Origin of the sequence: Pseudoalteromonas shioyasakiensis (assembly GCF_019134595.1) — a bacterium.
Lineage (GTDB): Bacteria > Pseudomonadota > Gammaproteobacteria > Enterobacterales > Alteromonadaceae > Pseudoalteromonas > Pseudoalteromonas shioyasakiensis_A.
Map to the genome: position 1 here is coordinate 1595499 of NZ_CP077770.1, position 21960 is coordinate 1617458.

The 21960-nt window shown below is 40.8% G+C and carries 16 protein-coding genes and 1 riboswitch; of the genes, 5 read left to right on the forward strand and 11 right to left on the reverse strand.

All coding sequences use genetic code 11. From position 1 onward, the window contains the following. Positions 1-17: 17 nt before the first annotated feature. From KQP93_RS07460 to KQP93_RS07480, 5 genes are all read right to left on the reverse strand, one after another. Positions 18-980, reverse strand: coding sequence for an alpha/beta hydrolase (locus tag KQP93_RS07460; protein WP_217876511.1), 963 nt, complete (start codon positions 978-980; stop codon positions 18-20). Between the two features lie 109 nt (positions 981-1089). Further along, the gene (locus KQP93_RS07465; RefSeq protein WP_217876512.1) at positions 1090-1953 is read right to left on the reverse strand and encodes a D-Ala-D-Ala carboxypeptidase family metallohydrolase; all 864 of its coding nucleotides are present in this window, start codon (positions 1951-1953) and stop codon (positions 1090-1092) included. A gap of 8 nt (positions 1954-1961) precedes the next feature. Beyond that, entirely contained in the window at positions 1962-3578 is a 1617-nt protein-coding gene (locus KQP93_RS07470) for a L,D-transpeptidase family protein (RefSeq protein WP_217876513.1), read from the reverse strand. Positions 3579-3734: 156 nt separating this feature from the next. Further along, positions 3735-6887 carry an efflux RND transporter permease subunit gene (locus KQP93_RS07475; protein ID WP_217876514.1) on the reverse strand — a complete coding sequence of 1051 codons (3153 nt, stop codon included), beginning with the start codon at positions 6885-6887 and terminating at the stop codon, positions 3735-3737. Between the two features lie 3 nt (positions 6888-6890). Then, entirely contained in the window at positions 6891-8063 is a 1173-nt protein-coding gene (locus KQP93_RS07480; RefSeq protein ID WP_217876515.1) for an efflux RND transporter periplasmic adaptor subunit, read from the reverse strand. 158 nt (positions 8064-8221) lie between these two features. On the opposite strand from KQP93_RS07480, the gene KQP93_RS07485 reads away from it, so the two are divergent. After that, on the forward strand, positions 8222-8470 hold the full coding sequence (locus tag KQP93_RS07485; protein ID WP_054562006.1) for a YkgJ family cysteine cluster protein: 249 nt from the start codon (positions 8222-8224) through the stop codon (positions 8468-8470). Between the two features lie 70 nt (positions 8471-8540). Next, positions 8541-9215 (forward strand): ankyrin repeat domain-containing protein, encoded by a 675-nt coding sequence (locus tag KQP93_RS07490; protein WP_217876516.1) that lies wholly within the window; start codon positions 8541-8543, stop codon positions 9213-9215. Between the two features lie 55 nt (positions 9216-9270). Here the strand turns inward: KQP93_RS07490 and KQP93_RS07495 are convergent, their stop codons facing one another. From KQP93_RS07495 to KQP93_RS07515, 5 genes are all read right to left on the reverse strand, one after another. Further along, positions 9271-11109 (reverse strand): TonB-dependent receptor plug domain-containing protein, encoded by a 1839-nt coding sequence (locus KQP93_RS07495; RefSeq protein WP_217876517.1) that lies wholly within the window; start codon positions 11107-11109, stop codon positions 9271-9273. Positions 11110-11272: 163 nt separating this feature from the next. Beyond that, positions 11273-11827, reverse strand: coding sequence for a DUF4136 domain-containing protein (locus KQP93_RS07500; RefSeq protein ID WP_209326448.1), 555 nt, complete (start codon positions 11825-11827; stop codon positions 11273-11275). A 163-nt stretch (positions 11828-11990) separates the two neighbouring features. Further along, the gene (locus tag KQP93_RS07505) at positions 11991-14777 is read right to left on the reverse strand and encodes an ATPase (protein ID WP_217876518.1); all 2787 of its coding nucleotides are present in this window, start codon (positions 14775-14777) and stop codon (positions 11991-11993) included. Beyond that, positions 14777-15322 carry a condensin complex protein MksE gene (locus tag KQP93_RS07510; protein ID WP_058585203.1) on the reverse strand — a complete coding sequence of 182 codons (546 nt, stop codon included), beginning with the start codon at positions 15320-15322 and terminating at the stop codon, positions 14777-14779. Before KQP93_RS07510 ends, KQP93_RS07505 begins: the two co-directional genes overlap by 1 nt. A gap of 2 nt (positions 15323-15324) precedes the next feature. Next, a complete protein-coding gene (locus KQP93_RS07515) occupies positions 15325-16599 on the reverse strand; it encodes a hypothetical protein (protein WP_217876519.1) in 1275 nt (424 codons plus the stop codon). Between the two features lie 148 nt (positions 16600-16747). Between KQP93_RS07515 and nhaD the strand changes: the two genes are divergently transcribed. Next, positions 16748-17998 carry a sodium:proton antiporter NhaD gene (nhaD, locus tag KQP93_RS07520; RefSeq protein WP_054551492.1) on the forward strand — a complete coding sequence of 417 codons (1251 nt, stop codon included), beginning with the start codon at positions 16748-16750 and terminating at the stop codon, positions 17996-17998. Positions 17999-18086: 88 nt separating this feature from the next. Continuing rightward, a riboswitch (Lysine riboswitch) is annotated at positions 18087-18259 on the forward strand. A gap of 81 nt (positions 18260-18340) precedes the next feature. After that, positions 18341-19720, forward strand: a complete 1380-nt coding sequence (gene lysC / locus KQP93_RS07525; protein ID WP_217876520.1) for a lysine-sensitive aspartokinase 3 — start codon at positions 18341-18343, stop codon at positions 19718-19720. Here the strand turns inward: lysC and KQP93_RS07530 are convergent. Then, positions 19697-20434, reverse strand: a complete 738-nt coding sequence (locus tag KQP93_RS07530) for a 4'-phosphopantetheinyl transferase family protein (protein WP_217876521.1) — start codon at positions 20432-20434, stop codon at positions 19697-19699. The genes lysC and KQP93_RS07530 overlap by 24 nt on opposite strands. 148 nt (positions 20435-20582) lie before the next feature. On the opposite strand from KQP93_RS07530, the gene KQP93_RS07535 reads away from it, so the two are divergent. Beyond that, positions 20583-21908, forward strand: a complete 1326-nt coding sequence (locus KQP93_RS07535) for a sodium-dependent transporter (RefSeq protein WP_217876522.1) — start codon at positions 20583-20585, stop codon at positions 21906-21908. Positions 21909-21960: the final 52 nt, after the last annotated feature.

The following is a 21960-nucleotide window of genomic DNA, read 5'->3' on the forward strand; positions in this document are numbered from 1 at the left end:
TCCTTGTTATTTGTTGGTTACATTAATCGGTGTAAAACCTCATTGCGCATGGCTTGGTTGATAAGGCTTACCATTCTGGTGTGGTCTAAATTACTGTAATGCACAACAGATACACTCTTATTTTGAAGTGCTAGCCAATAACCAGCGGGGCTTATTGGGTCTGCGTTACTAACGTAGAGTGTTGTTCTATTAGCTGATTGTTTGCCGTTCAGTAGGGCGATTAAATCAAGCTGTGACTCATCAATACCACTGTCTTGAATTACATCTTTTGCTGCGTTTTTAAAATCATCATCTTCGACAAAGTAGCTTAAGGATGGGTGATAATTTTTAGCTACCGACATTAATGCAGTGTTAAAATGCACAATTGGTGCAACCATTATTTGTTGATTTACATTAGGCATTTGCTTTGCAAGTTGCATAGCAGCAATACTGCCCATTGAATAACTTAAAATATCAATTTGTTGGTATTGGTTGGTATTTAAAAAATGCTTTAGTACATCAAGACTGTTTAAACCAAATTTGAATTCACTATACTGATTGCTCGCAGGCATTAGGATGACATCTTTGCCAGTAAAATGGCTTAGCCAACGAGCTTGAAAACTATAAATCAAACTACTCACACCATAACCTGGGAATACTATAATCGCTGAATCGTTTTTCTGTTTGGCACCATTTATAGAGGTCAAAGTTGTTTCAAATGTTTCCATTTCCTCTTTTGATTTAAGTTGAAAAGTTATGCCAAATTGTTCACCTTGCTCAAAATATTCGATTAAATCATTATGGGAAAATATTCTACCTGCTAAACATTCATGTGTAGTGTTACATGTTTTGTGAGGTATGCCTTCGTAAACGGTATTCAACATTGGGTCGTCAGGGCCACCGTAAGATATCTCTTGTACAGGTTGAGTGATTTGATAAGCAATAAAACTCTGACAACCACTGAGGACTGAAATATAAAAAATGCAGAGGATAAAGCGCATAATTCCCTTTTTGTTATTGTAGTATTTCCATTAATCACAACAACTTACCAATCAAGCAGTAATAATGCAATTGGATAATATTTATTCAAGGGTTATATGGAGCTTGCAATTACCACCTAGCGGTAAATCCACGATTATCTATGTGAACAAAACCACCGTGGTGGGAGGCGGGTTTATAGCGGCCAATACCGCCAGTATAGCGACTGTGTTTTTGAAATTTTTCGAACGCCTTATAAAGCACATCAACATCAGCAATCGTTAGTTTACCATCGCCATTTAAATCGTCCATTCGGCCATCACCATCTTCGTCTATATAAAGGTCAAAGGCATCGCCATATTGGTGTCGGCTGTGTTTACCATTACCAATTGAGCGATTGTAATGGGGGGTTCTATAGCCGCTGATAAAGGCAAATTTGCTTACTTTAATCCCTTCATTTTGTACAAACGTGAGCAGCTCTTCGAGCATCAACAAGCCATCGTTGTTGACATAAAGATACTTTGGAAAGCCACTCACTTGCTTACAAATTACATTTTTAACTTGCACATGAGGAGTCAGCTGGCGTGTTAGGTCTTTCTCAAAAATTTCTATAAACCCGTTTGGCGCACTGTATTGTGTGTAGCCTTTATAAGGTGCAGGGTATAGGCCTATTTGGTAATTATTCAACTGCTTATTGTTGGCATTGAATGGCTTTTTTACTATAACGAGTACCTGTTTGAGGGTAATATTGTTGCTCAATACTAGGTTATAAAACCCTGCATTTTCTGGGGCATAAACGGCAATGCTATTTGGCCCTAACCGCTCTGTCTCAACATCTGATACTGCAGTTGGAGCAAAATCAGCCGTGTTATCAAGTATTAGCACTTGTTTTGCATCAAGTACTAGGCTGTGCAGCGAGTCAGTTAATTCAATAGCAGCAACAGAGCATGTAGTTAACGCTAAGCACACACTTAAAATAATACGGCTGAAATACATAGTGACCTCTAAATTGTATTGTTTGCTAATGGCGTGGTGAGTGCTTTTAATAACGCGCCATCACGATTATAAACGTCGGTATAAAATTGTAGGCCCTCGTCGTTACCCGCAACGGTCCAATACATTAAAAGTACGTCTAGCGGTTTTGATAAGCTGACTTTTTTAGTTTCTTTTGCCGCAATGGCGTCATCAATTTCACTACGGCTCCAATTATCTGATGTTTCTAATATTTTCTCAGCTAAGGTGAAGGGGTCATCAACTCTGACACAGCCGTGGCTAAATGCACGTTGGTCTTGCTGGAATAAACTTTTTGCAGGGGTATCGTGCAAATAGATTGAGTATTTATTTGGGAACATAAACTTGATTTGCCCTAATGAATTATTCTCTGAAGGCTGTTGTACAAACCAATACGGGAAGTTTTTGCGGCTAGCATTCGGCCAATCAATACTCTCGCTATCAACTGGGTTACGGCGACTATCAACCACAACAAAGTCTTTCTCGTTTAAGTAGTTTGGGTTTTCTTTCATTTTTTTGATGATGCCACCTGAAATACTCCGCGGTACTGTCCACGTTGGATTCATCACGATATAGCTCATTTGCCCTTTAAATATTGGGGTTTTGGTGTAGTTTCTGCCTACAACTACATTGGTTTGCCATTTTAATTTATTGTCTTCAAATAAATACAGCAAATAGCCTGCGATATTTACCACTAAGAAGCGCTCTGTAAGGGTATTATCAACCCAACGAATACGCTCTAGGTTCACTAAAATATCATCAACATATTCACTGTAATCTTTATTGAGTAGTTTTAAAGTGGCGTTGCCAATCACACCGTCATCAGCAACTTGATGCGCATTTTGAAAGCGTTTAACTGCTGCTACTAGCTCATCGTTATAATCCGTGGCGTCACTGTTACTGCCTTCAAAATACTTTAGTCGTTTTAACTTTTGTCTTAAAAGCGGAACTGCTGGGTCTGATTCGCCGGGTTTTAATACTTTGTTTTGCAGTGCGAAGTCTGGTAACTCGCCAGTGGCATCAAGCTCTCGGTAAAACACGAGGGCGTCTTTTAAGCGCTTATAATGAGGTAAAACAGGCTTGAGGTTTTCAAGTCCCTTATCAAGGCTTTTGGATTTTACATGTTTAAGTAATGAGGCCGCTGCGGCATCTGGGCTGACATCAAACTGTTCATAGTTCCATGTGGCTGCTAGTTGTTTTGGGTTTACTTTTCCGCGAATTAAGTGTTTTGCATAGGTCATGACTGCATCTGTCATTAGTACATCAAACTGGGCTTTGACGGCATCCGCTCCGCGTTTATCTATTTCGTTGATCAGCGCCATTAATGTATCAAAGTGATAGTCGTTAGGAGATAGCCCTTCAAGTTCTGCTTGCGCAATTAAGTTGAGCGCTTGCTTGGCATATTTTGCGTTGTCCCATACTCGTTCAAAATTATTTGCTTTATAGGTGGCAACGGTCATTTCAGGGGAGTGGATTTGTTGTCTTTCTATACTGTGAGACTCACCAATCAGAATAGGCTCAAGCTGTTGTTGTAAGTATTGGTTTTCGGCCAGCACAGGCATACAAATGGATAAACAACTAACCAAAGCTGTGTAGCGTAGAATTTTCATAGCTATGTCCTTATAACGTATTTAGTAATTTCTTGAATTGTTTCTTTTTTGCTCATTTAAGCTTAGCAAAACAATACGATTTATAGGAACATATTTTTAAATAAAAAACGCTTGGCAAATTTATTGCCAAGCGTTCGGTTGGGATCTTGAGAGGGCTTAATTACTGGTTGTTTGTAATTTTGCTTCTGGCTCTGCTTTTTTACCTCTTAGCTTGCTAATTAAGCGTTTAAAGTCTTCTAACGCGACGTACTGACAAGGGATTAAAATAAGCGTAATGACCGTTGCAAATAACACCCCGAATGCTAGAGATACAGCCATTGGGATAACGATTTTTGCTTGTAAGCTTGTTTCCATAATGATTGGTAATACACCAATAAAGGTCGTTATTGAGGTCAGTAATATCGCTCTAAAACGGCGGGCACCGGCTTGCATTACAGCCTCTTTGATTGCAACACCTTCAGCGCGAGCTTTATTGACAAAGTCGACCATCACTAGCGAGTCGTTTACGACCACACCTGCAACCGCGATAATACCAAATACCGATAAGCTACTCATTGTCATACCTAAAATCATATGACCGAACATTGCACCAATTACACCGAATGGAATTACCGACATGATAATAAATGGCTGTGAGTACGAGCGTAGTGGAATAGCAAGTAACGCAAAGATAATCATCATTGATAAAGCAAAATCACGTACTTGTTCTGCCACACTATCCATTTCTTCTTGAATACGACCTGCCACATTACTTTCTACACCTGGGTAGCTTTTCAGTAGGCTAGGTAAGTATTCGTCACGAATTTCTTTTGCAATGGCAAATGGTTCAGCTTGGTCAGTATTAACCGCAGCCCAAACGTTTACAGTACGTTTAGCGTTTTCACGGCGAATACGGTTTACACCATCAACAATGTTAACTTTAGCAACTTCAGCAAGTGGTACTTCAACACCCGTTGGCGTAATGATACGTGCATCTGTGATGTCACTTACTGCGTTTCGTGATTCACGAGGGTAGCGGATCATTACTTTGATCTCTTCACCGTCACGTAAAATACGTTGTGCTTCTAAACCGTAGTAGCTAAAGCTAACTTGTGATGCCACATCCGATAGGGTTAAACCTAAGCTGTAAGCAAGCGGTTTAAGTTCAAGTTGAACCTCGTCAGTTGCAGATTGTAATGAGTCATTTACATCACCTACGCCTTGCATGCTATTTAGCTTTTCTTTTAACTTAGCAGCAACTTCTTTGAGCTTATTGATATCTTTGCCTTCTAAGCGAAAGCTAACATCACCGTCATCACGGCCGCCATTCATGATACTGTCTTCAATATTAAGCGTTTTCACACCTGGCAATGGTGGCATTTGTTCGCGCCACATTGCACTTAATTGGAAGGTATCAATAGGGCGTAAGTCTGGTTCAACCAAAATCGCCATAATGCGTGCACTTGTACGACCGCGTAAACTAACCGATAAATCGCGGATCATCGCTTGACCATATTGCTCTTCAAGTTGCTTATCGACATCTAAAATCAGCTTTTCAATTGTTTGCGCTGTCTCAAGGGTTGCTTGCTCAGACGAAGATAAGTTCATTTCAACTGAGATACGTGGGAAATCATGTGGAATTTTAGGGTTCGCAACAAATTTCACTAAACCACCAGCGAACATACCGCCACTAACAATAAGTACACAGATAAAGCCAACAATTACGGTGTAACGGTAATGAATACAGCGACCAATAAATGGTGTGTAGTAATTATCAACAAAGTTCTTGAGGCCTTTATCCATACCTAAACGTAAGCGATGTAATGGATTTTTAGGGTTCGCAGGTTTATTTTTCATGGCTGCTAAGTGAGCCGGTAAAATTAGTTTTGACTCAATTAGTGAGAAAATTAAACATAGGATAATTACACCACCAATGGCTTTAGAAAACGCAGAGCCAGGGCCTGATGCCAGTGTTTGTGGTAAAAATGCGGCAATCGTGGTTAACACCCCAAAGGTTGCAGGAATCGCAACGCGTTTTACGCCGCGTACTACGTTATCTAGGCTGTGACCATGCTTTTCAATTTCAGCACTGGCAGACTCACCGACGACGATAGCATCATCAACGACTATCCCGAGCACCAGTATAAACGCGAATAAAGAAGCTAAGTTAACAGTAATATCTATAAAGCCCAGTGGCATCATTAAAAATGCACCTAGGAATGACACAGGTAAGCCCATCATTACCCAAAACGCTAAGCGTAGTGGCAAGAATAGGGCTAGAACCACCATTACTAAAATACCACCCCACACCATGTTGTCGATCATCATGTTTAGACGACCTTCAAGGTAGTAAGTTAAATCAACAATCGGTGATAGTTTTACACCAGCAGGAAGCTGTGGCGCTTTATCTGCAAGGTATTTTTTTAATACCGCAGCAACTTTAGTGATGTCTTGATCTTTCGACGCATTTACTTCAAAAGTCAGTGAGTTTTTACCGTTGTACTTAGAGTATTGTAAGCCTTCTTCAAAACCGTCGTTAATTGTTGCTACATCACCTAAGAAAACTTGTGCACCATCTGGTAAGTGTAATAAAGGCAGATTTTCGAACTCTTTACCACGATACGCTTGGTTTTCAACACGCATCGAAATATAGCCATTTTCAGAGCGAATTTGGCCTGCTGACATATTGGCAGAGAAACTGCGAACGGCTGTGGCAATATCACGGAAAGTTAAACCATACTCACGTAGTTTATCTGGGCTGATTTCAATGCCAATTTCGTAGTTTAAGCCACTGTAAAAGTTGACCAAGTTAATTTGTGGTAAAGCTTGTAGCTCATCTTTTATGTCGTTACCAAGCTCTTTGAGCTGGTAGTTACTCATATCGCCATACAGCGCGAGTATCATAACTTCTTGCTCAAACTTTTCACGGCGAACAATTGGGCGTTCCATCTCAGCAGGGAAGGTATTGATTGAATCAACCTGCATTTTGATTTCATCGAGTACTTCTTGAGGGTCGTACTTTTCTTCAATTTCTATCCAAGCTTGTGAAAAACCACGGTTCGAATAGGTAATTAAACGTTTAATGCCTTCGAGACCTTCTAAAGACTCTTCGACCTTAATGGTGATGCCTTCTTCTACCTCTTGCGGCGCAGCCCCCGGATAAACAGCTTGAATACTGATCCAGTTACTTTCAAATTGTGGGAACATTTGCTTACGCACCGACATTGCTGTCAATAAGCCACCCACTAAAATGAAAATCATAAGTAAGTTTGCTGCAACTGGGTTGCGTGCAAACCAGGCAATAAGCCCTTTTTCTCTGTGCGTGGTCATGGCTTATTCCTCTTTTAACGCTAACTGCGTTGTTGGCACACTCAGTGTTGCGTCATCTAGCTTAACCGCCATGCCTTCAGTTGGGTATTCAAGTGCCGAGGTAATAAGTTGCTCACCGTTAGCAAGGCCATTATCGGCGATCACCATGCCATTTTGTTCGCGAATGATGTTAAGTGTTTTAAAGGTAAGCGTTTCGCCATCTTGTAAAACAGCGACTTTTTTGTCTTTAACTAAATGGTGCGGAACAACAATCGCATTATCCAGCGCTCGGCCTTCGATAGTGGCATTAATGTATGAGCCAAAACGTAATGGCTGCTTTTGCTCATAAGGCGTTGCTACTTGCGCTACCAAGTAATTCATGCGACTACGTTGGTCCACAACTCCTTCGCTACGTACGATAGTTGCTTGCCAGGTTGTTTGTTTACCTGCAAATTCAGCGTTAATTGATACGCTGGCGCCAATACCTTGGTTATTTAGGTATTGCAGATCTTTATCTGCTACAGGTAAACGAATTTCAGCCAATGACGTTGAGCTCAGACTACCAAAGCTGTTACCTGGGTTTACTACACTGCCTAAACTAATTAGTCGCTCGTCAATAATCGCATCGTAAGGCGCTTTAATGTATGTGCGCTCAAGATTACGTTTTGCGCGTTTTACACTCGCTTGCGCAGCGCGGTAACTTGCAAGTTTTTCAGCAAGTTGTGGTTTACGTAAATAAAGCTCAGATGGAATAACTTGGTTTGAGTCACCTTTGATGCGGTCCCACTCAGCTTGCGCAACTGACACCTGTGCACGTTCTATCTCAAGCGCTGAGCTTGCTTGTGCCAAACCGGCTTCAGCTTCAATGAGTGCCGCTTCGTAATCATTTGGGTCAATACGTGCTAGAATGTCGCCTTGCTTAACAAATCCACCTTGTACGAATTGATCTGATAACGACACAACCTGACCACTCACTTGCGCAACAAGCTCAGTTTGGTTTTTAGGTTTAACGATACCGTATGATTTTACATCAAGGGTAATAGCGTCAAAGCTTAACGGTTTGATTGATACAAGCGGGCGCAGATCTTGTTCTGGTTTTTCGACTGGCGGTTGCTTCATAGAGGCAAATGCGAATGCCATTCCAAGTCCGCCGACTAATACGGCGATAGGGAGAATGATTTGTTTTTTACTAGCCACGGGATAGTCCCTCACGGTTGACGGTAATTAAAAATAAATTTGATAGGCTAAGCATACGCAATAAAGTGTTTACAAGGCGTTTGAAGATGTAACAAACCATTACACATATTACAAAGGCGCTACAAAGGTTCTATAAGAGGTACTCAATGACAGATAAAATGGCATGTAGATTAGGCTGTGGCGCCTGTTGTATTGCACCCAGTATTAGCTCACCGATCCCAGGAATGCCCAACGGCAAAGCAGCGGGGGAGCGCTGTATTCAACTTGATGATAATAACCTATGTAAATTATTTGGTGATGAATCAAGGCCTAAGGTGTGTAGTGACTTTTCTGCTACCATAGATGTATGTGGCACCACCAATGAACAAGCACTTTATTTAATTACTGAACTTGAGCAAATGACTTAAAAAGATTAAACCATTAACACTTTTTAACGGTTACTGGGATCAGTTGTGTTTTATAGCTTAAGTTTTCTTCATGGTATTTAAAAATAATAAAGAACGACTTGTCTGTTTTAGAATACAACCAACAATACTTGCGAAATTAACTATGAAAATACATGTAATCATTTATTTACTCTTAGCAAGCTCATTTACTTATGCAATACCACTGCAAGTCAAACTTGATCACAGCTCAGAAACTCAATTGCATACTAATCAACAACTCGTTGCTGCTTTGAAAGCAGGTAATAAAGATCAGTTTTTAAAAGCGTTAGCTGCTGGCGCTGATCCAAATTATCAAATTAATCAATCAAGTAATGTGCTTAGCCTAGCCGCAATTAATCTCGAGGCAGACTTTTTAAATGTGTTACTTCAAAAGGGCGGCAACCCGAACAGTTTCAGAGTGTCTGCAAGACGACATTTAATTTTTGAAGTATTAGGGCCAGATAGAATAGAGCACCTAAGAACTTTACTTAAGTTTTCTCCAAAACTAGATGTTAAGGATGGCACAGGCTCAACACCATTAATTTATGCTGCTATATTGAGTAACTACACTGCGATGAAGTTACTAATTGAAAAAGGCGCAGACACGTCTCTTAAAAATAATTTTGGCTATGATGTTTTGAAGGTTTTAGAAGATAACGCGACACGAGAATGTCATCAATCTGAGTGCTCGCAACTAAATGAAGTGAAACAGATTATTATGAAATAATTAATAGTCCTCAACGAAAAAATGCCAGTCAATTGACTGGCATTGTTGTTTTTGCTTACCACGTATAGGTAGCGCTTAGCGTATATTGTTCGCCGCGACCAGGGGTACCCGGGACTTCTTCGAAAGATTCATCCCAAATGTTGTCAGCTGCAAAGGTTACAAACACATTGTCAAGCTGGGCTGGGGTGAATTTTAGCGTTAACTGCGTGAAGAAGGCTTCATCATCAGAGCTACGTAAGCGGTTACTATGTTGCTTACGCCATTCGTTATCGATACGCAGCTCAAGCACATCCATTGGCTGCCATACTGCACCCAGTGTCACACGGTGATCAGGGTAGTTAAGCGCATAAAAGCTCGCATCAATATCTTCTGTACCATAATCTTCTGATTTTTCTAAATAGGTGTAGCTGGCAATCAACTCAGCGCTTTCAAACGATTTATTCGCTAAAAACTCAACGCCTAAGGTGTCTATATCAACCGGGTTTGCAAAACGTGCTGAGGTTGCATCAAAGCGATATGTCCAATCTGTCAGGTTTTTATCTTTACGGTAGAAAATAGCTGAATCTAAACGCCATGAAGACTGTTCAATCAGTAAACCTAGCTCAAGGTTATCGGTGGTTTCGCGCTCAAGGCTGTAGTTACTTCTGAATAATCCGCCCGTTTCACTGCCGCCGATGGCGGTATAACCGGGAACTTGTGTTGCCTCGGCGTATGACGCATACCAGGTATGTTCACTGCCATTTTGATGAGCTACTTTCAGGCTTGCATCGGCAATAAATGAGGTATCAGAGCTATCACGGTTCGTATCATCAAATGTAGCACCAACACGTAAAGTAAGCTCTTTGTTCGCTGTAAGGGCTGCTTTGTACTCAGGCAAGATACTTAGCTTGGTGTAATTACGTGATGTAAAGTTGTTTTCAAGAGACGTTGATTCAATTTCATCAGCAATAAATTGCCCAGCATAATTAATTGCATAGTGGTCATTTAAACGGTGATGTCCAGAGAGTGCCAATGACTTAACCGTGGTTTCGTGAAACGCTTCAAAAATAGCTGGGTTTTCACGAGACAAAACATAATGGTCGTTATGTTTACGATAATAGCCAGTCACTTCAAAGGTATTGCTCTCACCATACACTTGCTTGTGGTTAAGCATGAAAAGCTTGGTTTCAAGGTCTTCGGTTTCATTAAAATTAAATGGCGTGTATAGATTTGGCCAACCAAAAAACTTCTCTTGGCTTCCGAACATTAAATCAGTTTGTGAGGTAGAGCTTGCAAGTTGAATACGCGCTGAGGCACGTTCAAAGTCGTGGTCGCCATTATCAATTGAGCCATCACTTTTTGAGTGCGAGTATTCCCCTTCAAAACCTAATCGCAAATCAGGTTTGCTATCAAGCTTTTGGCTATGAGCAGCATGAATACTTTGCAAATTAAAGCCATTCGTACCTGTGCCAAGTGAAACACTACCGGTACTCGTGATAGGGCGCCAACCAAATGAAACCGTACCAACCGAGCTATTCATTCCATAAACGGCATTATCAGCACCTGTAAGTACTGAAGGGCCTGTTAGCATCTGCGGCGCAATTGGAATTTCAGCAAAGTAGTGACCAGATTGAGGGTCAAATAACGTACTGCTACCAACACGAAAGCCAGTATTTTCAAAGATACCACCACGAATGGTGACATCAGCTTGTGCTTCAGCCATATTACGCGATTGCAAATCGACACGTGGGTCATATTCTAAGTTTGATACCGGCGCATCAAAGGTACCAACAGGTTCTTTATTTGCGGTTGCTGAAACTTCAACGGTGATTTGTTCAATATTGTTGGTGTCTTCTGCTAACACTGAGCAAGTGACGAATAAAGCGGGAAGTGTAAGCTGTACTGCGCGTACCATCTAAAACTCTCTTGATTTTGTTTAATCTGGGGTAGTGGGCTAGTTAGGCGCACTGAAAACTGCGGGTATTGTATCTGAATCACTGAGTTATACCACTCCAACCAGATTTAAGCAGGCAATAAAAAACCGCGCTAATTGCGCGGTCTTTTAACTAAAAAGGTGTTTAGTTTTGATTAATCGATTGCGGTGGGAAGTTACTTAGAATGTTAGCAACAGTCTCTTTGATAACTTCAGTGCGCTTTTCAGGTGATTGGTTCTTTTGCAAACGACCTTCTTTAGCGCCACGCCAAACTAATTGGTTAGAAGCACGGTCTACCACGTCTAGAATTAACGTACCCACTTCGTATTCGCGAGCAGTTGTTTGCGTGTTGTAACCCATACCCCAGTAATTCCAGCGTGCGCCGTAACCCACGTTAAAGGTATCAACATCAATTTTTGTATCAACTGAGGCATGATAGTTAATCAGTACATCTGCTTGTGCTAAATCAACTAGCTTCATACCGCTTTTTTCAAGTTCAGCATTAACAGCTTCACGAACGCGTTTTTCCATTAAAGGACTAATTTGGTAGTTCGCTACGTTTTTAGTCAAGCTGGCATTAGGTACCCAAGAGAAGGTTTTATAATTACTAAAATCTGCTGATTTGTCGTAATCCCAATCAGGCGTTTTAGCACAAGCCGCTAAAAATAATACAGCCGTCGCGATTAATAAGTTCTTCATATTGTTTGCTCCTTGGCAAAAATTCCACTACTTGATTGATAACATAACACAAATAATACTCAACTGAATGATTATTTAAAGACTATGGCACATTTACAAAAAAGTACTGTAATAGTTTGTAAACATAGTCATCCTTGACTGAATCAATGATTAATTTTAGTAATTAAGCAGTGTGTTCCACTTCTATCCAATCTTTTTCATCGACCCAGTTTTGTGCACCATCTTTAACAGTACGAATAGGGACAATGTAATCACAGCTAACTTGTGGTTTAACTGAGGCAAAAATCGGCACAAAGCCAAAGCTAAGAGCGGTTTCGATAATTGCTTTTTGGTTTTGTGGGTCGATATCGGCTGCTTCATCGATATAAATCGGAATACGATACAAGTTTTGTTCTTGGTCGCTTAATAAGTAACGAATAAACAGCATGCCACACAGTAGCTTAATGGTAATACGAGTACCGTTAGAGCCGGCTGAATCGATTTTTTCGAAGTGTTCAGTTTCGCCAGCACGGTTTACTACCTCAAAACGAATATCAAATAAGTCGGTCAGAGTTAAACCCGCTTTTTCAGAGGCTAGCTTAATCAAATGATCTTTCGCTTCGTTTACCGCAGACTCGCTATAAGGCTCTTGGCTTAATAGGTCTAGGGTATCGCCTTGCTCAAACTGATTTGAGGTACTGATAATTGTATCAATGCTATCAACCAACATCTTGCGCGGAATAACATTAATTTTGAATGCTTGAAGGTTAGAAATCCGATGCTGACTAATGCCTTTATTAAAGCTGTTCATTTCACGGCGTAGGCGGTCTAAGTCTTCACGCAAGCCCTTAATGGTGGCGGCCACTTCGGTTAATGCAACTCGGCCTTGACGCTCAACGGCATCGCGCTCGTTATCAATGTTATGAAACGCGCTAATAAGCTTTTCGTATTTAGTAAACTCATCGTTTTCGTTATCAAATTTAGTAATCCCCGCATTGTAGATATGCAGGTAGGTGTTACGTACGTTGATATCAAAGTTACGTAGCTCTTGGCAGTCTTTATTAAAGTGATGAATGAGGTCGCTCAAGTTATCAAAATCAATACTGATTTCAATCATATATGGAGTGACTTTGCCTGAGTAAAAATCAAGTGTGTGATCAATACGTTCTGATTTAACTTGGCGTAAACGGTCAGCTTGGCGGGCAAGCAAATCTTTTTTCGATTTGATAATTGAGCGACGATCGCTAATTGAGCCACTGTTCTTTTGAATGTCTTGCAGATAGTCGTCAACTTGTTCGCGCTCTGCATTTAATTGCTCTTTTAGCAGAGTTTGTGCATCGACAGATTGCTGCATCACTTCAAATTGTTCAAAGCGTTTTAATGCTTCTTCTGAGGCCATTAGCTCATCATATAAGGCGTCTTTTTCTTTTTGCTTTTCGGCGACATTAGCAGCGACTTCGCGCTGCTGTTTAAACTCTTTCAGTGAGTTTTCAAGAGCAGCAAGTTGCGCGGTTAATTGCTCTTTATTTTCGCCCGTTTGCATTTGCACTGGGCTTAGCTTTTTAAGTTTAATCGTCGCGCCAGGAAGAGTCAGTACACCACCTTTTACGTTAGCCGATAATTGTTCTAAAAACTCACCAAAAGCATCTTCGTCTGTTATCTCAACATCACCATTGCTGGTGGTGGCAAACGATAAGATATCTGGGTTTAGAATACGCGAAATTTCTTCAACTTCTTTTAAAGACAAATCTTCACGCATACGGGTGAATAGGTTGAACTCGAGGTTCTTTAACTGCAGTTTTAAGCTCTTAATTTGCTTTTGTGTTTCGCTAATACGGTAATCTAGCGTGTGCAAGCTTTGACCTTGAGCACTGCTTAATGAATGCGATAGCGATTCATAATCTTGTTTAAGTTGCGTAAGGCTTACTTTTAAAGTGGCTTTGTTAACTAGTTCAAACTCAGATTTAAGTGCTCGATAGTCTAAAAACCACTGTTCAATTTGAGTTTGTTTACGTTCAATATCGCGCGATTGCTGAATATACAGCTGCTGCTTTTGGTCGAACTCGTGCTTTTCGTGTTCGATATCCTCAAGGGCAATATTTAGCTCAGAGAGTTGCTCTTGTTGATAGGTTTCAAAGTCAATCAGTGCTTGGTCAATTTTTGGCGCATAGGCTGCAAGTTTGCCTTTTAAAACCGTTTGGTTTTCAAGCATAGATTCAAGGGCCGCGATAGGCTCTTGCATTGACTCAAGGGCTTTTAATTCACGTTTAGCGCGATTCACTTTATCGAATGAACGTCGCCACACTTCATAAAAGTCGACCCGTGAGTTTGACATATGACGCTCAAATACACGTAGCATAAAGCGTTTAACATCACTGGCACCTAACTTATGCAAGTTAAGAATACGGCGGAAAATTTCTTTGTAAATTGCTGAATCTTGCACGTTATTGAGGGGGATCATCTTTAAGTTGATATCGCCATCAAACGGCGTTGCGCCACCAGTGAGTAGGGCGTTTAGCTCTTGCGCTTTTAATTCAATAGGATTGAAACCTTGCTCTTTTAAGTGATTAAAAAGCTTGGTAAATTTTACAATGGTTTTGCCTTGAGTGTAGTGTTCAAGGTTCAACTTACCTTGGTAGCAAAAAAACTGATGCGCATATCCGGCAATTTTACCAAGGCCGGCAACACCAATCACCACAGGGCCATTAGGTAGGTCAGCTTCGAGTAAAATATAGGATTGATCTGACGAAAAGTAGAATTTTCTGGTTTCATCTAAATCGTGGCCATCCCATTCTGTTAAACGTAAATCATTAATCAATGGAAATTGCAGGGCATTAATTACCGAGCTTTTACCGGTATTATTTGGTGCACAAATAGAGCTACTTTTATCCAGTGGGATCACGCATTTTGCATAGCCTGCGGTATTTAAAAGCGCAAGTTTGCTGAGTCCGTATAGGCTTTGGCTTTGCATTAGTCGTCATCTCCTAGGTAGGTTTCTTCGTTTACTTCCATTAATGCATCGATATAACGATAAATAGGTGCTTGCAGCATAAAGCCGTTTTCTACTTCGCGAGCCAGACCTAAACGCACCATACGTAAGTAGACGTCTTTGCGTAAATCTGAGCCTGAGAAGATTTCTAATTGATCAAACAGGTGCTTGTTGATTTGCACTAAGGTTTGCATTAGTTCAAGGTCGTTTACTTCGTCAAACAAAGCACGCATTGGATCTTTACCTGTATTGGCATAGTGCTCAATCAAGATGTAGATAGTCAGTGCGATGGCACGCGAAATTTTACCCATATTTGGGGTGCTTTCATCACTGCCAAAATAGTAATAGCCACGGCTATCATGTTGCAGGTCATGGCCAAGGGCGTTAAATAACGCGCGATAAGCATCAATGTGTTGGTCAAGCTCTTGCCACATCAGCGTGTCTTGTTCGCTAATGTGGTAGCCTGATGTGAGCTTTTTATTAATAGCTTGCAGATGCGTTAAATCATCTAAATTAATATCTGTCATGGTTATTGCTCTGTTGCTTTTTTATCGTCAGCAATCGATGAGTTAAATGGGTAAAGAGAGAAGTGTTGCTGGGCAATTTTTATTTTTACTTTCTCTTGGCTTTGGCTGATTTCAAGGTCGCCATCGCTAATTAATTTTTGATACAAGAACAGCATTTCGTCAGCCTCTAGATCTGGGTAGCTTTCATCTAAGAAACTAAGAAGCGGCTGAGCTTTTTTGCTGGCTTTTTTAAAGCGTTTTCTAAATTGTGTTTTAACGTCGTTATAATCAGGAATATGCGGGCTTAGATAGGCGGGCACATCATCATGTTCTGGTAGTTGATATTCATCGTGCTCAAAGTCAACTAAACCTGCCATATAGGCAACGATATGACGTTGCTGACCAAGTGAAAAGCGTTGCGCGTCTGAGACAAAGTTAGGCTGTACTGCACTTAACATGTTATCGACGCCATTTTTACGCACTAAACCAAGCACTTTAGCCGCTTGGCGAGTAATTAGGTTGTTGCGTCGTAACTCTTCACGTAGTGGCATCAACATATCGGCGCTTTTACGTAAACTTTCACGACCAACTAAATGCATTTCTAAAATACGGGTACGTAATTGCTCTAGCATGCGCTTGTCTTGATATGATTTACCAAGGCGGTCAATTTGCTCTATTTGCGCGCTAATTTGCGCTTCGATGGTATTAAAGCAAGCGTGGAAGTCACCACGAATATCCACCATTTCAAGCATAGGCTCGATGTATTCATCAAACGCTTCAATTACAGCCTGGTAGCGTTTTTGCAGTGATTGCACCGCGTTGTCTGCTTTCGCTTGCTCAACAATATTTAAAATTGCGTTTTCATTGTGGGCAAACAGTTTCATTATTTTGCGTACCCGATCATCCATAATGCGGCTAAAGCGGCGAAGCTCGTCGTAATCTTCAATTTCACCGGCTTTAGCAAGGCGATTACCAAGGCGAGCTAAATCATCAACGAGCACGCTAATTTCTTGGGCAAGACCTAAGTGTTCTTCTTGCAGCAAGAAAGTCGCAAAATCGGCGATCGCGCGGTTTATTTCTAACTGTGATGATTTTGCTAGTGGAATGATAATATCTTGATTCAATAAACGATTTGTTTCTTTATAAATGCGTTCATTTGACCATGAAGGTTGTTTTTGTTTTATCGCATTTTGTACGTCTTTCAAGCTGAAATCAGCCATCTTAAAACGTTTAAATAGCAGTTCTAACACCCCCCAATGTTCAGTAAGGGTATTTAATAACTTTTTAGCTGGGATCATAAGGCTCCAGTAAATTCAGACTTTGGTGTTAGCGATTAGTATTAAATTATGTAATTGAGAATAGTTTTATGCTTTCTATGCTGCTAGAATCCGCGCCGAAACACTCGACTTACAATTTTTACATTATTATAAAGGTTGTTCAAACACCATGGTAACCCCACTTATCCTAACCCTGATAGCGGTGGCATTTTTGCTTATCGTTATAGAGGATATTATCCATGTAAACAAGGCCAAAACGACGCTTTTTTTTGGCACTTTATGCTGGATTATCTTATTTATCTCTCCAATTCATGGGCAAAGCCCAGAAACCATACAACATCAACTGGATCACAACATATTAGAAATCGCGACTTTGTGGCTGTTTTTAATGGCTGCGATGACCTTTGTAGCCTATTTAAACTCTAAAGGTTTTATCCAGAATATTGTTCATAAAATTATGCCAAATCAAATCAGTGAACGAAAGCTGATGTTTCTGATTGGTGGTTTTGCGTTTTTATTTTCATCAATATCAGACAACATAACTGCTACTCTTATCTCGCTTGCGGTGGTGATGTCACTTAAGTTAGATCCTAAAAAATTAATAAAATATGCGACCTTAATTGTATTTAGTGTTAACTCGGGTGGGGTGTCGTTGATCACGGGTGATGTTACAACCCTTATGATTTTCTTAGACGAAAAAGTCACTATTGCTAATCTACTATTATTAATTGCCCCTGCACTGACAAGTGTTGCTCTGCTCGCGGCGATGTTGTCGGTGGGTATGTCGGGTAATGTTGTGTTTGAAAAGCAAGCAGCTCGTCGTATCGAAAAAACAGATATAACCATTGCGGTTATCTTCTTCTCTACCATCATAGCCACGTTAACTTTAAGCGTACTTTACAGTGTACCACCGCTATTAACCTTTTTATTTGGTTTATCACTGATGTTTTTGGTTGCACAATTTTTAATGCGCAAAAAAGACGTCAACAAAAAAATCATCGATTATATTCGTGAAATTGAATACGACACCTTATTGTTCTTCGTTGGTGTGTTATTGCTGGTTGGTGCATTAAAAGAAGTGGGCATGCTTGCTAAATTTACTCACTTATATGAGTTGATGGCACCGGAATATGCCAACTACTTGATGGGGCTATTATCAGCGGCGGTAGATAACGTACCTCTCACTGCAGCACTTTTAAAAGCTGATATTGTGATGAGCCCTCAGCAATGGCTGTCGTTTACTTACGCAACAGGGGTCGGTGGTTCAATGCTTATTATCGGCTCTGCGGCAGGTATTATTGCCATGAGTAAGGTTAAGGCACTGACCTTTATGAGCTATCTTAAAATGTCGGTTTATTTACTAATTGCTTATACCGTTGGTTATTACGGTTCGCACTTAGCGGGCAGTTTAATTTCATAAAACAACTTGACAGCTAGACGTCTAAACGTTAACTTTCGAAGCCTGCTTTTAACAGCAGGCTTTGTTATTTTAACCAGGTGTTAACTTAACATTCAGAAGAGGTGCGATACTTAGGTAATTAATGTGAGGTGACGAACGCCGATGACCATTAATGAGGGAAGTACTCGCCGAGAAAATTAACCGGACGTCACGGTTATTTTTCGGTTTATGGGGCTGAATCCTCAAAACTGTCACCAAACTAGGTGGAGAGCTTCTGGCATGGACTACTCTTTATTTTCAAAGCACCCCCTTGCCGAGTTCTTCTTGAATTACTGTGGATAGTTTTCCACAAAAGGAGACGACATGAATACCCAATTAGCCGCCAACACAAAATCAGATTACGTTGTTGCAAAATTTGGTGGCACCAGTGTAGCTAACTTTGATGCTATGAGCCGCTGTGCAGAAATTATTTGTGCTGATAATCAAGTGCGTATTGTTGCTGTGAGTGCCAGTGCTGGCGTGACCAATCATTTAGTTGCATTGTGTAAAGCTGATTTGAGTGCGGTTGAGCGTGATGAGCACATTACCGGCGTAGTCGCCATTCAAGAAGCAATTTTGGCAGAGCTGTCGCTTGATGCTGATCTAGCACATGGCTTTAATGAAACGCTTAAGGCTTTTCAAACTTTGGCATCAGAAGGGGTTAAGTCAGCAGCTGAGCAAGATGAGCTACTGAGCTTTGGTGAGCGTTTATCATCGTATTTGTTCACTCAAGTTTTACGTGGTCAAGGTCTTGATGCGGTGCGTTTTGATGTACGTAAGGTGCTAAAAACAGATAGCCAATTTGCTAAAGCAACACCTAATGTTGCAGCAACCGCTGCGGCTGCTAAAGAGCATTTAGTACCGCTACTTGATGAGCAAGTTGTGGTAACTCAAGGCTTTATTGGAAGCAATGAACATAATCAAACAACGACTTTAGGGCGTGGTGGTTCAGATTACAGTGCTGCATTACTCGCTGAAGCAATTAACGCAAAAAGCGTGCATATTTGGACCGATGTTGTGGGTATTTTCAGTACTGATCCGCGTTTATGCGCTAAAGCAAGCCCAATTGCTCGCTTAAGCTTTGATGAAGCGGCAGAAATGGCCACGTTTGGAGCAAAAGTACTGCACCCTGCAACCATTTTACCTGCAAGCCGTAGCCATATTAGTGTGTTTGTTGGTTCAAGCCGTGAACCACAATTAGGCGGTACATGGATTGAAAAAGAAAAGTCTCAGCAACCAGGTATTCGTGCCGTAACACAGCGTAAAAACCAAATTCTGTTAACGGTTAAAAGCCCTGAAATGCTCCTAGCGAGTGGTTTCTTAGCGCGTGTTTTCACCATTTTAAGTGAGTTTAATATTTCGGTTGATTTGGTTACTACCTCCGAGATCAGTGTTGCAATCACTTTAGATAACGCACCAAATGCATCACGCCCTGAGCTTGATCAAGCTTGTTTAGATAAGCTTTCTGAGTTTTGTCATGTGTCGGTTGAGAATAACTTAACGCTGGTGGCTTTAATTGGTTCTGAAATTCAATTACGTCAGCAAGAAATGAACTTAATGCAGGTATTGAGTGATTTTAATATTCGTTTAATTTGCCACGGTGCAAGTAAACATAACCTGTGCTTCTTAGTTGAGCAAAGTGAGTCAGATGAAGTCGTGCAGGCTATTCACAGCCGACTATTAGAAAGCCAAGTCGCGGCGTAAGTCGTTAAAATTAATAAAAGAGCACTGCCAGTCAGTGCTTTTTTGTGCCACAACACTTATATCAAAGCCTTCAACAGAGTTACTACGCGCGCTGAAATTATGTTTGCTCAATTCTTCAAATACATTAGGAGCAAGTAGTTTCGCTATCGGCTGAGCACTTGCTTTGGCAAGCGCTTCTTTTAATGTCCAAATTCTAAAAAAGCACTGTGCCTGTTCATCGGGAGCGTCAAAACGGCTAATTAAGTCAACTTCATCTTGATGATAAAAATGCTTAGCGAGTTTGAGAAAAGGGCGAGGCTTACTGCTTTGTTCAATATCAAAACCAAATAGCTGCTGTTCAGGGTTAAGGGCTGCGCCAATTAAACCATTTGAATGTGATAAACAAGCCCACACAGGTTCTCTGCGTTTTGTATGTAACTTGAGTTTACTGTCTTTGTCATCAAACTGGCTCGATATTTCATTGAGGGCTAAATCATCACTAGGGTAAGCATGTTGATACAAATACTTTAACGTTAGGCGAGTCGCTAAGTACTCTTGCTTGGCGCTAGGAACTTTTCGTTTTTCAAGCACACTTAATTCAAACTCACTGAGTAATTTATCAACGGGTAAACTTGCAACATCAATACGTGCCGCATCCATAAGCATAATTTTTTTGGCCGTTGTTTGGCTTTGCTGCTCGATGATAAGAGTGTTCGAAAAGTAGTGACTGCTCATGGTTTAACGCTTACACGAAGGCTCGTATTTAGTTTTGTTTATTTTTACAGCAGATGCACATTTATAGGCACGAACAAACGCAAATAGTTTACGCAGTTGACTGTAATTATGGTTTAATGAGGAAAAATAATAACAGATTTGTAGATGTATGGCACAAGTTCGTGACGGCTTTCAAAGTCGATTAGGTTTCGTTTTAGCAGCTTCTGGTGCAGCGGTAGGTTTAGGTAATATTTGGGGCTTTCCAACACAAGCGGCAAACCATGGCGGCGGTGCATTTTTACTCGTTTACTTCATTGTTATCTTCTTATTAGCGCTTCCGGCTCTTTATACTGAGCTGTATTTAGGCCACCAAGCGCAAGCGAATCCAGTAAAAGCATTATCTAATGCATGGCAAGACACAGCACCTAAAGTGGGAGCCGCAGCAGGCTATATTGGCCTATTTGGTGCGGTTGTGATGTTAAGCTTTTATTCGATAGTTGCAGGGTGGATGCTGGCTTATGCGCTTGAGCCAGTCGCAAGCTTCTTTGGTTTTACTGAGTTAAGTAATTTTTTCCACAGTGACTCCATGGCGCGCAATTTTGTGTTTACACCGCTGATGCTTATTCTTACTGCGAGTATTATTTTAAAAGGCGTTAAATCAGGTATCGAAACTTGGTCACGTCGCTTAATGCCATTATTGCTAGTGTTATTAGTGGCGTTAATTGCTTATATCGCTACCTTAGACGGTGCGATGGATGGTTTCGCAGCCTACTTAGTGCCAGATTTTAGTCAAATTCTTGATGCAAACTTAATTATTGCGGCAATGGGACAAGCGTTCTTTTCATTGTCGTTAGGTGTTGGTTGTATGATGGTTTACGGCTCTTATTTAAAACCAGATGCCAACCTGCCTAAACTAACCGGTACTGTGGCACTGCTTGATACCGGTGTAGCCTTTTTAGCGGGTTTATTGATTATTCCGGCTATTTTTGTTGCCCAACATAACGGTGTAGAGGTATTTAGCGGCGGTAAATTGGTTGGTGAAGGGCAGTTAATTTTTGCGATTTTACCTGAACTGTTTAGCACGATGGGCCAAGTGGGTTTACTCGTTGGCTTATTATTCTTTGTTTTAATGTCGATTGCCTCAGTGACATCAACCATCTCATCGACCGAAATTCCAGTGGCATTTTTAGTTGAGAATCACAGTGTAGAGCGTAAAAAAGCGACCATATTTGTAACGCTGATCGTGTTTATTGCCTCATCACTTATTATCTTAAACTTTGACTGGTTATTTGGTTTAGTTATTATGGTGCTTACACAGTACCAATTACCTTTGATGGGACTGTTCTATTTCATTACTGTTGGCTGGTTATGGCAGCGCGGTAATAAATTGCATCAAGTATCGAGCGGCCCTCATTATTGGTTTGCCCAGTACATTCGCTTTGTGTGCCCGTTATTAATGACGGCGGTATTTGTCAATGTGGCGTTGTTGAAATAGAAACTCGAGTTGCGAGTTGCGAGTTGCGAGTTGCTAGTTTTAAGTGAAAAGA